Genomic DNA, 12,440 nt, shown 5'->3' with positions numbered 1-12,440 from the left:
AAACCGCCCAGCGGTTTTGGTCCGGAATTGCGCGACAAAAAGAAGGCATCCTCCCAAGCTATGCAGGCCACGGCTTAGCCGTGGCCTGTTCTTTTTGTCGGCCGCCGCATAGGCTGCGCGCGCCGGATTCCCGGCTGAGCAGTCAACCGTGAGGGCGGTCCATGAGCAGCGCGTTTCCCGAAATCTACCTCGTCCGCCATGGCGAGACGCAATGGAGCGCGTCCGGCAAGCATACCGGCCGCACCGACATTCCGCTGACCGCGAAAGGCGAGGAGGCCGCGCGCGGTGTGGCGGAGCGCCTCAAGGGCCTGACCTTCGAGGCCGTCTGGTCGAGCCCGTCGCAACGCGCCTTTGACACCTGCCGGCTTGCCGGCCTCGGCGAGCGCGTGGTGAAGAAAGCCGACCTGCAGGAATGGGACTACGGCGCCTATGAAGGCGTGACGACGAAGGAGATCGTCGCCGGACGTCCCGGCTGGAACGTGTTTCGCGACGGCTGCCCGGGCGGCGAGCAGGCTGCCGATGTCGGCGCCAGGGCCGATGCAATCATCGCCGGACTCCGCGCCGTCGCCGGCAATGTGCTGATCTTTTCCAGCGCGCATTTCCTGCGCGTGCTTGCCGCGCGCTGGGTCACCCTTCCTCCCGAGGGCGGCGCGCATTTCGTGCTCGACACCGCAAGCCTCAGCGTCCTCGGCTACGAGCACGACCTGACCGAGCCGGTCATTCGCCGCTGGAACCAACGGTAATTCCATACCGAGGTCACTCGGCAAGCATCGCCAGCTCCTCGGCGGTCAGATGCCGCGCCTTGCCCTTCGCCAGATCGCCGAGCTGCAAGCGCCCGATCGCGACGCGGACCAGTCTCAGCACCTCGAAGTCGAAGGCGCCGAGCAGGCGGCGGATCTGGCGGTTGCGGCCCTCGTCGAGCACGATCTCCAGCCACGCCGTGCGCCCGCCGCTGCGCAAGAGCTCGATCGAGCTTGCGGTCAGCAGTTCGCCATCGACGACAGCGCCCTGGCGGAACCGCTCGAGCATCGCCTCGTCAGGGGCGGAAGCGATCTGCACATGGTAGGTCTTGGCGACATGCGAGGCCGGGTCGAGCAGCGCGTTCGCCCAGCGCGTGTCGTTGGTCATCAAAAGCAGGCCTTCGCTCGCCTTGTCGAGGCGGCCGACCGGCGACACGAAAGGCAGCTCGAGATCGACAAGGCAGTCATAGACGGTGCCTCGCCCTTCAGGATCGTCGCGCGTGGTGACCAGCCCGCGCGGCTTGTTGACCATCAGGTAGATTTTCCGTTCCGCGGCGACCTGCGCGCCATCGACTGTGATGCGATCGCGGTCGGGATCGACACGCAGCGACGGGTCGCGCGCCACCTTGCCGGCAACGCGCACGCGCCCCTCGGCGATCTTCAGTTCGGCCTGCTTGCGAGAGCAGAATCCAAGCTTCGACAGTGCCCGGGTGAGACTGACTTTCCCAGCGAGCGGTCGTCGCGGCGGTTCGGGGAGCTGTCGTGCGGGCTTGCGTGTCATCGGCCGACAGATGCCATGCGGCGCGGCGCATGCGCAACCTGACAGCTTCAAACCCGGAGCGTTCGGCTTTCACAGAATCGCTGTTCGCTTTGCCTGGAATTGTTCTGGTTGGCTGGGAATCGAGATGGATTTCGAAAATTGGCATGCTGGAGCAGTAGGGGGATCGTGACGCGCAATCATGATCTTGCTGGCTTCGCGCCAGAACCTTCCGCGCGCCACGCAGGCGTTTCGGTGACGTTGAAGCGGGCAGGGCAGTCGACGCGTTGCGGCGTCATGGTTCCGGCGGAGCGCTCAGCCGCCGGTAGGGAATGCCGTCGAAGGTTGCCGCCACGAAGCTCTTGACCGACATCTTGCGCTTGCGGCCGTCGCTGCAGGCATAGACCGGCCAGCCGGCCTCGCTGCATTCGCTGGCCGCACAAATGCGGGCAAGGCAGTTGCCGACGGTCAGCCGGAAGCCGCCCTTGCCGGCGAAGCCTTGCAGCAGGCTGCCATCGGCGGAGCGCCATGTCCGCTGGCGAAATTCCGGCCGCAAAGTCAGGGGTTCGAGAGGAGCGGCGAGGTTGCCCGTGCCGGTGCGCGCCATGAGCTGAAGACGGTAGCGGGCCATCCCGGTTGTATAGGCAGTCACAAGGTCGGATTCACCCAAGTAGGCTGCCGCTAGACCGGAATTGTCGATGAGATGAGCCAGCCGCTCGCCTGCGTCTGTCGGCCCCATCAGGGCAACAAGGGCGACGAAGGCCAAACAAGCGCGCACCATTTCGATTTCCAGCAGCCATCAACCTCCGGCGTGCCAGCGCCCCCGGCTGCCTTCCATACCATCCCGCCAATTCGTGTGCGGTGCAAGCCGCTGCGGGAACAACCGGTCTCAGCCATTGGGCGCTGGCGGCAGCTCGAACAGGGTAGCGCCACTCAGCCGCCCTTGGTCGACATAGCCGATGACCCGGAACCATTTTGCGACGTCCGGTCCATGGAGCCAGCTGCGCGAGTGTACGGGCAGGTTGCCGGCGAGTGCCTGGATATGGCGGATGTGACGCCTGCAGAAGCGAACGGTTGCCGCTCTGAAGAAATCCTCCTGTGCCGCAAAAAACGTGTCGGCCGCGTCGCCGTGCTCATGCCAGGCGACAATGGCGACGGCCTTGTCGTCCTCGACCAGCGCATGCGCCCGGCCTTCCTTCAGGTTCATCATCAGATTGTCGTAGGCGGCTTTGCTGTCCTTGCCGGCCGCCAGGTACTCGTCCGACATTCGCTTGGACAGGCTGCGGAAAACATCCTCGAGGTCTCCGACCGTCGCTGCGCGTGCTCTCATTTCTCCTCCTGACAGCCCGGCAGGCAGTTTGCCCTATCGAAGGGGGATCACCAAGCAAATGAAATCCGCCATCGGCCCGATGCGCGCAAATGCATTTCATCGCCGAGGCCCAGTCCCGTGCTCATGCGGCGCTCCGGCTTGAGATCGGGACGCCGGCGACAGATACTGGCCGCTGTCTGCACCTTTGCGCTCATATCGATCCCCACGGCAATCATGATCGACCTGATTGAACTCATCTACGAGGCTGCCTTCGTCCCGGAGCGGTGGAACCACGTGCTCCAGAAGGCGAGCGAGCTGTCGAACTCGGCCAGCGCGCAGGTTTTCTTCTTCAGCGATGACAGCCCGCCGCGCGGAACGACGCTGGACAATCTGCGGGTGTTGTTCGACGAGTTCGTCAAGGGCGATTTCTGGAAATTCTGCGACAGTGTCCAGAAGATGTGCAGCCTGCAGCCGGCAAGCTTCGTGCGCGTCGACGACTTCATGAGCCAGCAGGAGATCGAGCGGGACCCGGCCCGCATCATGCTGAGGCAATTCGGTATCGGCGCTCATCTGTGCACCGCAATTCCCATGCCGACCGGCGAGCTCGCGACATTCGTGTTCCAGAAGTGGATCAAGGATGGCGGTTACGAGCATGGCGAGGTCGATCGGCTCGATGGGCTGAGGCCTCATCTGGCCAGGGCCAGCCTGGTCGCCGGGCGATTGAGGGTCGAGCGCGCGGAAGCGACGGCCTCGGCGCTCAACCTGCTCGGCCTGCCGGCCGCCGTGCTTTCGTCGAACGGGCGGGTCGTGGCGACGAACCCGCACCTGGACCGGCTTGATGCGGCGTTCCTGCCTGTGGCCCATGGCGGACTGGCGATCGCCGACCGTGATGCAAACCGGCTGTTTCAGGAGGCCGTGACAGGAATGGGCCGATCCGGCAACGCGGTCGGGTCCATTCCCGTGCCGAAGATCGGCGACGAGGCTCCCTTCGTCATCCATCTCCTGCCGCTGCGGCGCGCCGCGCACGACATCTTCGGCAATGCCGACATGCTGGTGATGGCGACGCCGGTCAAACCCAGCGCGCTCGTGCCGTCGGCGAGCCTTCTCAACGCCTTGTTCGACCTGACGCCGGCGGAAGCGCGGCTTGCGACCGATCTGGCGGCCGGTCTCACACTGGCTCAGTCCGCGAGCCGGCACGGCGTCACCGTCAAGTCCGCCCGCACCTATCTCGAGCGCGTCTTCCAGAAAACCGGCACCCATCAGCAGAGCCAGCTCGTCGCCATGCTGAAGACGATGCAGCCGCTGGTGTCGCAGGCGCGGTGATCGGCAGCCGGCGGCGGTCTTCAGCAATTCACGTCTGGTAATCATCCCCCGACAGAACTCAATGTGGCGGACGGCCTCCTTGCCATGCGCTCTGCAGCAGCGAGCGGATGGACGCGCGATCGAATGGCCGCGGATTGGGGTAGGGGCTTTTGGTGGCGATCTCGGCCGCGCGGTCGAGGTCGCTCTCCTTCAACCCGAAATCCTTCAGTGCCTGCGGCGCGCCGATGGTCTTGGCGAAATCGTAGAATGCCTGTCCGGGCGAGCCGCCGAAGATGTCCGCCACCGGCCGCAGCAGGTCGGGCACGGCAGCCGCGTTGAAGCCGATCGTGTGCGGCAGCATGATCGCATGCGTCTCGGCATGCGGCGTGTCGAAACTGCCGCCCAGCGTGTGGCAGATCTTGTGGTGCAACGCCATGGCGACCTGGCCGAGCACGGTGCCGCAAAGCCATGCGCCGTAGAGCGCCTTGGCGCGCGCATCCGCATCGCGAGGGCTGACGACGATCACCGGCAACGCTTCCTTCAGCGCGCGCATGCCCTCGGTCGCCATCATCGAGGTGATCGGGTTGCGGTCCTCGGCATAGAGGCCTTCGGCGGCATGCGCGATGGCGTTGAGGCCGCTTGTCACGCTGATGCCGACCGGCAGGCCAAGCGTCAGCTCCGGATCGTAGATCACCAGTTCGGGCAGCACCTTGGGGCTGCGCAATGTGGTTTTGGCGCCGCCTTCGGTCTGCCCGAGAATTGGCGTCACTTCCGAACCGGCATAGGTCGTCGGGATGACGACCTGTGCGATGTCGGTGCGGTAGGCGATCGCCTTGCCGAGCCCGGTCGTCGATCCGCCGCCGAGCGACACAACACAGTCGGCTCTGAATTTGCCGGCCTCGGCGACCGCGCGTTCGGTGACCTCGACCGGCGTGTGCATGGTGGCGCCGGAGAAAGTGCCGACACAAAGCGCGCCGAGCCGTTCCGCCAGCGCCTCGGCGTCCTTCGCCTGCTGCGGCGTCGACAGCACCAGGGCGCGGCGGCAGTTCAGCGCCTCGACATGCTCGGCGGTTTGCATCGACGCACCGTTGCCGAAGATGATGCGCGCGCTGCTGCCCTGGTAGGTGAAGTTGCGCGTCATGCCGCCCTCCGCTCTTTCTTCGCCCGCACCATCACGAAGGTGAAGTCGAGCGACCAGTGGGCATCCTGCTTGGTGAAGCATGCGCCGAAGCCTGGATCAATTCCAGCGTCATCAGGCTGCCATGTGATTGAGCTGATGGAAAGAAATAGGGTTTCGTTGAGGGACTTGGAGCGCGCGGTCTATCAAGCCGCCCTTGACCTGGCCGGTGGAAATCCCGCGGCGGCGTCACGTCTTCTCGGCCTGTCTCGTCCGCAACTCGCCTATCGCCTCGGCTCGTGAGACTGCAGCTCCGCGCTATTCGCCGGGATTGCGTCCGTAGCTGAGCCAAGGCTCTTCTCTTACCAGCACCTCGCCCCCATGGGCTGCAGCGCCGTGACCGACCGAGTGCCGTCAGGTGCCGGAGTTTGCCGCCAGCTCGGCTGCCTGCTTCATCTTGAGCAGTTGCTGGGCGGCGGCCGCGTTGTCGCCGCCACTCTCCACATGCACGGTGGGAACGGCGAGCTTGATGCCGTTCTCGTCGAATGCCTTCTTGATCATCATGAAGGCTCGCCGCTTGATGCCGAACTGGGTTCCCGGCTTGGTCATCAGCTTCATCCTGAGGTCGATCCCGGAGTCGCCAAAGCTGTCGACACCTTGCATTTTCAGCGGCTCGATCGTATCGGCCGCGAACTCGGGATCCGCGGCCAGCTCCTGGCCGATCTTCTTGATGAGCCTGCGGGCGAGATCCACATCAGAATCGTAGGTGATACTGAGAGCCATCTTGTCCATCACCCAGTCACGGCTCATGTTCTGGATGGCGCCGAGCTCGCCGAACGGCACGGTGAAAATCGGTCCGCGGTGATGCCGCAGCCTGACCGACCGCAGGCTGAACGATTCAACGGTGCCCTTATAGCTGCCGCTCTGGATATACTCGCCGACACGGAAGGCATCGTCGAGCATATAGAAAACGCCGCTCAGCACGTCCTTGACCAGGGTCTGCGAGCCGAAGCCGATGGCCACGCCGAAAATGCCCGCGCCGGCGATCAAAGGTGCGATCTGCACGCCGAGTCCGGACAGGATTGTCAGCACGCTGACGGCCCCGATGAAGACAGCGAGCACGTTGCGGAATATCGGCAGCAGCGTGCGCAGCCGGCCGCTGCGGGCAAGCTCGTCGGCATGGGACCCTTCCTTTGGCGCAAGCTCCATCCGATAAGCGATCAACGCTTTCGCCAGCTGCCAAAGCAGATCCGCCACCAGGAGCACGATGATGCTGTTGAGCAGGCCTGAAATCACGATCGCCCCGGCTTCACTGCCGGCAAGGGCTGCAGCCCTGATGCGCCAGATATAGGCGAGCCAGGCGACCGCAGCGCCGATTACCGCTGCCCTGGCGCCCCTGACGATCAAAACGTTCAGCATGATGCCGAGGGCGCCGCTGCGCTCCGCTCTGCCGGCGATGGCCTGTGCGACGTTGCCAACCCCACGCACCGCCGCCGGCAACAGCACCGCATAGAGGCCGAGCCACAGCACGCCGAGCAGTCCTGCCACCCAGGCCAGCCAGAGCGCGATCAGATAGAGTGTCAGCAGCGATTGCCTGGCAGCGGATGCTGTCGTGGCCGGCCGCCGCCAGACGATTTCGATGGCGATGGCCAACATGCCCAGGCCGCAAAACAGGGCAACCACCCGCGTCACGTCGATGGAGAAACCGATGCTGGGCATGAGGCTGACCAAGGCCCAGCCAAACAGCAGAAAGCCGGCGATGAGGCTCACGCGTGGGAGCCAGAAACGCTGCGCGATGTCGCTTGCGACGGAAATTGCCGTCGGCGTCTCATCCGACGTTCGGTTTCCCGTGCCGGCAAGTCCAAACAGCAACCTGACAGTTGCGCGGACGACACGCACGGCGATGAAGGCGAGCAGCGAGGTCAGCACGATGCGGCGCAGCAAGGGCGGCCATTCGAACACGAGGAACGAACTGATGCTGGCCAGGGCAAACGTCAGCAAGGCAGCGACCTCGGACAGGGCCGCCTGCCCGGGGTCAACTGTTCCCTCGGAACGGCCGAGCGCCAAAGCCCGGCGGACCAGCCACTCGGCGCCAGAGCCGACGACAATCAGGACCGACAGGATCAGGATCACCAGGCCGGGCCTGCCTGAATTCACGTCGCGCGAGACGACGCCGGCGGCGTTAGCGAGCTCCTGCGGGATGCGGGGAACGGCATCGGCGAGCGCGGCGACACGTGTGCGAACGGCTGCCTCCCAGCTCGAGATCGCGTCGGCCAGCGATGCGGCAGCCGGCTCCTCGGCGGCCGGCGGTATCTTTCCTTCGAGCCATACCTTCACCTCCGGGTCGGACAGCAGGTCAAGGAACTGCCGTGCCTTTTCAGGCGGCATGCCGGCGGCAGGCTGCTGGGCCCAGGAGGCCCCAAGCCCCCAGAAGCAAATCACGACGACGGCCGACAGCAGAATGCCAATTCGAGTGAGCAGTGCGTTGCTCATCGAGCGCTCCGGCCACTTCCGCTCAATGTACGTGCACGACCACGTAGCGTCCGCCATAGGGCTGATAATAGGTGCCGCCGCAGTGCCACAGCACAGTGCCGTTGATCGAGCTCCTCACACACCCCGCGGGCAGCCTGGTGACGTAAATGGTCGAGCGGCGAATCGTCCGGCGTGTCGTGCGCCTCGCAACCCCCGCGACACTGCCTGGCGTGAGCGGGCGGCCGACTTTCGCCTGCGCGTCGCCGACGAAAGAGGCGAAGGGGGTCTCGACGAGCCCTGCAAACATCAGGGCGACGGCGAATCCGGCAGCGCCGGTCGACTTCAAGCTAGGTCTTGTCATTTTTGCATCCTCCCAAAAGCTCACCACTCCGTGCGTTTCGCGGCCGATATGACCACGCGCCCGTTGCAAGCCTGCGCCCGCTCCCTGGCCCCGCATGCCAGAGGCGGTTTTTTGTTAGCATTTTAGAATATACTAATTATCGAGAGCGACTTCTATCCGGATTGCGCAAAATCCATCGAAACTGCTTGCAATGATACGTGGCGCAATTCTTGGCGCGCTACGCCCTGGTCACGTTCTCCCGGCACGCTGAAGTGTTTGCTTGGGAGACTCGCCGAAGAACAGGCGATAGCTCGCGGCGAAACGGCCCAGATGGTTGACCCCGACATCCATGGCGACTGTTGTAACGCTCAAGCCGTTTGCACGTGCAGTGGTAAGGAGCCGTCTGGCTTCGTTGAGGCGCAGCGCTCTGATGAATTCGAGCGGGGTTGCAGCGAATGTGGTGCGAAAGGCGTACTCCAGCTGCCGACGGCTGACACCGATTTCCTTGCACAGTCGAACAATGGGTATGTCTTCCCGGATGTGAGTGCGAATGAAATCCTCCGCCGCCGACGCTTGTCTGAAATGGCGGCTCGCGGAACCGGCTGTCCCGGTCTCACGACTGTCTGCGCCCGCGAACGCGTCGGCCGCCGCCCCCAGATAGTCCAAGAAGGCGCCCGGAGGCTGCCCCAGCAGGGCCGAATCGCCTGCAACTGTCCCGAGATGGTCTGCCATCGACTTGATCTGGCGTCGGGTTCTTTGCGCTTCGTCCGTGGCGAGCCGAACTGCCGCGGGGTGATTGTTGATCTGTTCGAGAACCATACCCGCGGCAATCGATTGGATTTCCATCCAGGTCGCGGCCGGAACGATGGCGACTGCGTAATTGAGGCCGGGCCGCACCGTCGCCGTAACGCTCGTGCCGGCAGGGATTGCCAGGATCAAGTCGTCTTCGAGCGGGATGCCGCATATCGTCGACCCACAGGCCCGCTCGATGGCCACCAGCGCCACGGAGTCTTGATCGAAACCGCCGCGGGCGCGGAAGGCGCAATTGAATTCCGGCAGGTCGAGCGCCCACTTGCCGGGGGACTGGATTTGCCGGATGCGCGAGGGAAGCCAGCCGGCCGAAAGCCTGTCGACCTTCACGGGCAGACCGGAGGCGGCGCTGGTAAGGTCGTCAGGACCAAGTAACACATCCCTGTATGAAGGCGATGAAGGCCACGTGGTCAAGCAAGGCGTCCTTTGCGCAAAGTGGATAGCAGGACGATTGTATTAGTTATAGCTTAAGCGCAAATTGCGCGAGGTCAATTCGCGCTCAATATCGCCGGCGAACGGCTCAGTGGGGATATCGCGTGCGGCCAAATTGACGGAGCGCGCAAAGTGAGGGTTCATTCAGCATCGAGGCCCGAGTCTCGGCTCGGCCGAGTCGGGGCTGCAAAGACGACAAGTGGGGACGATGATGAAGAAAATTCGTTTGGCCGGCTTTGCAATGGCGGGAGCATTGGTATTTGGTGCGGCCAATGCGTTTGCGGCAGACGTCACCAAGCAAAAGGATGATGGCTGGACCTTCACTGTCGCCCCATATCTCTGGGCGTCGGGTATCAAAGGCGAAAGCGGGATCTTCGGATTCCCGCCTCAGGATGTCGATGTGAGTTTCAGCGACGTGCTGAACCACCTCAAATTCGGGTTCATGGGGCTTACGGAAGCTCGCAACGGGCCTTTCACCATCAGCACGGACATAGTTTACGCCAAGCTCGACGCCAACATAGGCACCCCGAAGGGTATCCTCGCCTCCAACATCGATGCGACGGTGAGCACTTTCATGGGGACAGCGCTCGGTGGTTACAGCGTTTACTATCAGGATGGGACGAATTTCGACCTCGTGGCCGGCGCCCGCCTCTGGTCGGTCGACAACAGTTTCGACTTCCATGGCGGTGCGCTTGATGGCAGCTCAGCCAGTGACGGCGATACCTGGGTCGATCCGGTGATCGGCGCCAAATTCAAGGCCGATGTCGGCAATGGAATCTACCTCGCCGGCTGGGGCCTTGTGGGTGGTTTCGGCGCAGGATCCAAATCCATGTGGGACGTGATGGGCGGCGCCGGCTATCAGTTCAACGACAAGATGTCGATGTTCGTCGGCTATCGGGCCGTGCACGACAATTATAGCCACGACGGATTCGTGAACAAACTCACCCAGCAGGGTCCGATGTTGGGGTTCACCTATCAATTCTCGGCCACCCAATAGAGGCCACCCAATAGAAGATTGACCGGAACTGATTGTTCGCGGCAGCGCCCGCGTTTGGTTCCGGAATGCTTCCGTTCCCATGGCTGAACTGACGCACTGACACGCGCCAGGGAAGAGCGTCTGCGCTGCCATATCGAATGCCGCTCTCATCATCGGCGGTGGCCGGGCATGCCTCGAAGGCCGCGTCGGCCGGCTTTCTAGGTCGAACGGCGCTTCGCCGTGCGAAAGCGATACGGGCCAGGGACGAAAAAATACATCCTTTGCGCAAAGTGGATAGCAGGACGGTTGTATTAGGTATAGCTTAAGCTCGAATTGCGCGAGATCAAATAGCGCAGGAATATCGCCGATGTACGGCGAACGGGGAGCATGAACAGGCAAGACCATTTAGAGGCGTGTGCAGAGGGACATCGAGCGCCCGGCTGCGATCGTGCCTTGTGGAGCCGGCGGCTTCCTGGAGAGGCCATGACGGTGCTGACACGCTTTTTTCGGAATCCAAGAGATATCGCGGCAAGCCGGCGGCCGATGTCGATGCCAAGCCCTTTCGCTGCCCCTGGGTTCCAAGGAAATGATCCGCGCCAGAACGCTAGACGCGCCATTGTTTTGAGTAGGACGGTATGAATTAGCAGAGCAGGGGCACAACATGAGCAATGATCGTGACTTCCCGACTGAAGCCGGTGCAAGCGCCAAGATAACGCGGCGCGACGCATTGATGGCGGGGACGGCTGCTGCCGTTACGCGGTTTGCCGCGCCCGTCGGCCTTTCAGGGGCGCTTGCCGGCCTCGCCGGTGTTCAGCCGGCGTCGGCCGAAACGACACCTCCCAACATCGTTTACATCATCACCGACGACCAAGGCTGGAAGGACGTGGGCTACCATGGCTCGGACATCAAGACGCCCAACATCGACAAACTGGCGGCCGAAGGCGTGCGGCTGGAGCAATTCTACGCCCAACCGATGTGCACGCCGACACGCGCCGCACTGATGACCGGCCGCTATCCATGCCGCTATGGCATGCAAACGGCCGTTATTCCTCAGGGCGGCTCATATGGCGTGGCACTGGACGAATATATGTTGCCGCAGATGCTCAAGGACGCGGGGTACACCACTGCCATGAGCGGCAAATGGCACCTCGGGCAAGCTAAGACGGCATTATGGCCGCGCCAGCGTGGTTTTGATTCTTTCTATGGCGCCTTGCTTGGCGAGATCGACCACTTCACTCATAAAGCGGCCAACGGAACTGCGGATTGGTTCCGCAACAACAAGCCTCTCAAGGAGAAAGGCTTCGACAACATCCTGTTCGGCGCCGAAGCGGTGCGCGTGATCGAGAAGCATGACGGCAAGAAACCGTTGTTCCTTTACCTGGCCTTTACGGCGCCGCATACCCCCTTCCAGGCTCCCAAGGAATATATCGATCGCTACAGCCATATCGCCGACGAGAGCCGACGGAAGTATGCTGCCATGGTTTCGCTGCTGGACGACGAGGTCGGCAAGGTCGTCGCCGCCCTCGAGAAGCGTGGCATGCGCGAGAACACATTGATCGTATTCCAGAGCGACAATGGCGGCGTGACCAACGCGCACTTTGCCGGCGAGAGCGCCGTCAAGGGCAAGCTCCCCGCCGACAATGGTCCTTATCGGGAGGGCAAGGGTACGACCTATGAAGGAGGCACCCGTGTCGCTGCACTCCTCAACTGGCCGGGAAAGATCAAGCCCGGTGTTGTTGACGGCATGGTTCATGTCACCGACATGTTTCCGACACTCGCGGCCGTGGCTGGCGCCAAGCCGGCGAAGAGCAAGCCGTTGGACGGCATGGACATGTGGCCGACAATCGCCGAAGGAAAACCCTCTCCCCGAACCGAGATTGTCTATAACATTGAACCGATGGACGGCGCCGTGCGGCAGGGCGACTGGAAAGTGGTGTGGAAGGCAGTGCTGCCGCCGAAGGTCGAGCTCTTTGATCTTGCCAAGGATCCGTCGGAAACCACCAACCTGGCCGATCAAAATCCTGACATGGTCAAGAAGCTGCAAGCGCGGATTGTCGAACTTGCATCTCAGATGGCTCCCCCTCTGTTCCTGCTGGATTCGGTGAGAATAGTGCTTCATACAGAAACCTTGCTGCCTGACGAATCCGAAATGTTCAATGTCGGGGACTGATCGCCCTAACGGCGG

The 12,440-nt window shown here is 63.0% G+C and carries 12 protein-coding genes; 5 read left to right on the top strand and 7 right to left on the bottom strand.

Features of this window, described 5'->3' with window-relative positions; translation table 11 throughout:
* The first annotated feature begins 161 nt into the window (after window positions 1-161).
* A complete protein-coding gene (locus tag EJ067_RS12135; protein WP_126085908.1) occupies window positions 162-743 on the top strand; it encodes a histidine phosphatase family protein in 582 nt (193 codons plus the stop codon).
* Between the two features lie 13 nt (window positions 744-756).
* Here the strand turns inward: EJ067_RS12135 and EJ067_RS12130 are convergent, their stop codons facing one another.
* Window positions 757-1,521, bottom strand: a complete 765-nt coding sequence (locus tag EJ067_RS12130; RefSeq protein WP_126085907.1) for a pseudouridine synthase — start codon at window positions 1,519-1,521, stop codon at window positions 757-759.
* Window positions 1,522-1,550: 29 nt separating this feature from the next.
* On the opposite strand from EJ067_RS12130, the gene EJ067_RS35670 reads away from it, so the two are divergent.
* Window positions 1,551-1,679: a hypothetical protein gene (locus EJ067_RS35670; RefSeq protein WP_281058983.1), complete on the top strand. Its 129-nt coding sequence runs from the start codon at window positions 1,551-1,553 to the stop codon at window positions 1,677-1,679.
* 113 nt (window positions 1,680-1,792) lie between these two features.
* Here EJ067_RS35670 and EJ067_RS12125 read toward each other — a convergent pair whose 3' ends face one another.
* Both EJ067_RS12125 and EJ067_RS12120 read right to left on the bottom strand, forming a co-directional pair.
* Window positions 1,793-2,278: a hypothetical protein gene (locus EJ067_RS12125; protein ID WP_245468248.1), complete on the bottom strand. Its 486-nt coding sequence runs from the start codon at window positions 2,276-2,278 to the stop codon at window positions 1,793-1,795.
* Between the two features lie 108 nt (window positions 2,279-2,386).
* A complete protein-coding gene (locus tag EJ067_RS12120; protein WP_126085906.1) occupies window positions 2,387-2,827 on the bottom strand; it encodes a hypothetical protein in 441 nt (146 codons plus the stop codon).
* A gap of 213 nt (window positions 2,828-3,040) precedes the next feature.
* Between EJ067_RS12120 and EJ067_RS12115 the strand changes: the two genes are divergently transcribed.
* On the top strand, window positions 3,041-4,129 hold the full coding sequence (locus EJ067_RS12115) for a helix-turn-helix transcriptional regulator (protein WP_126085905.1): 1,089 nt from the start codon (window positions 3,041-3,043) through the stop codon (window positions 4,127-4,129).
* A 58-nt stretch (window positions 4,130-4,187) separates the two neighbouring features.
* Here EJ067_RS12115 and EJ067_RS12110 read toward each other — a convergent pair whose 3' ends face one another.
* The 4 genes from EJ067_RS12110 to EJ067_RS12085 all read right to left on the bottom strand — a co-directional run bounded on the left by EJ067_RS12110 (window position 4,188) and on the right by EJ067_RS12085 (window position 9,261).
* Window positions 4,188-5,249, bottom strand: coding sequence for a maleylacetate reductase (locus EJ067_RS12110; RefSeq protein WP_126085904.1), 1,062 nt, complete (start codon window positions 5,247-5,249; stop codon window positions 4,188-4,190).
* A gap of 390 nt (window positions 5,250-5,639) precedes the next feature.
* Window positions 5,640-7,718 (bottom strand): mechanosensitive ion channel family protein, encoded by a 2,079-nt coding sequence (locus tag EJ067_RS12100; RefSeq protein ID WP_189510555.1) that lies wholly within the window; start codon window positions 7,716-7,718, stop codon window positions 5,640-5,642.
* A 22-nt stretch (window positions 7,719-7,740) separates the two neighbouring features.
* On the bottom strand, window positions 7,741-8,004 hold the full coding sequence (locus tag EJ067_RS12090; RefSeq protein WP_245468298.1) for a hypothetical protein: 264 nt from the start codon (window positions 8,002-8,004) through the stop codon (window positions 7,741-7,743).
* Window positions 8,005-8,286: 282 nt separating this feature from the next.
* Entirely contained in the window at window positions 8,287-9,261 is a 975-nt protein-coding gene (locus tag EJ067_RS12085; protein ID WP_126085901.1) for a helix-turn-helix domain-containing protein, read from the bottom strand.
* A 226-nt stretch (window positions 9,262-9,487) separates the two neighbouring features.
* Between EJ067_RS12085 and EJ067_RS12080 the strand changes: the two genes are divergently transcribed.
* Window positions 9,488-10,276 (top strand): hypothetical protein, encoded by a 789-nt coding sequence (locus EJ067_RS12080; RefSeq protein WP_126085900.1) that lies wholly within the window; start codon window positions 9,488-9,490, stop codon window positions 10,274-10,276.
* Between the two features lie 640 nt (window positions 10,277-10,916).
* Entirely contained in the window at window positions 10,917-12,425 is a 1,509-nt protein-coding gene (locus EJ067_RS12075) for a sulfatase-like hydrolase/transferase (protein WP_126085899.1), read from the top strand.
* The last annotated feature ends 15 nt before the right edge of the window (window positions 12,426-12,440 follow it).

It is taken from the genome of Mesorhizobium sp. M1D.F.Ca.ET.043.01.1.1 (genome assembly GCF_003952385.1).
Taxonomy (GTDB): Bacteria; Pseudomonadota; Alphaproteobacteria; order Rhizobiales; family Rhizobiaceae; genus Mesorhizobium.
The sequence above is the reverse complement of the archived record's forward strand: the minus strand, read 5'-3'. Positions and strand labels throughout refer to the sequence as shown.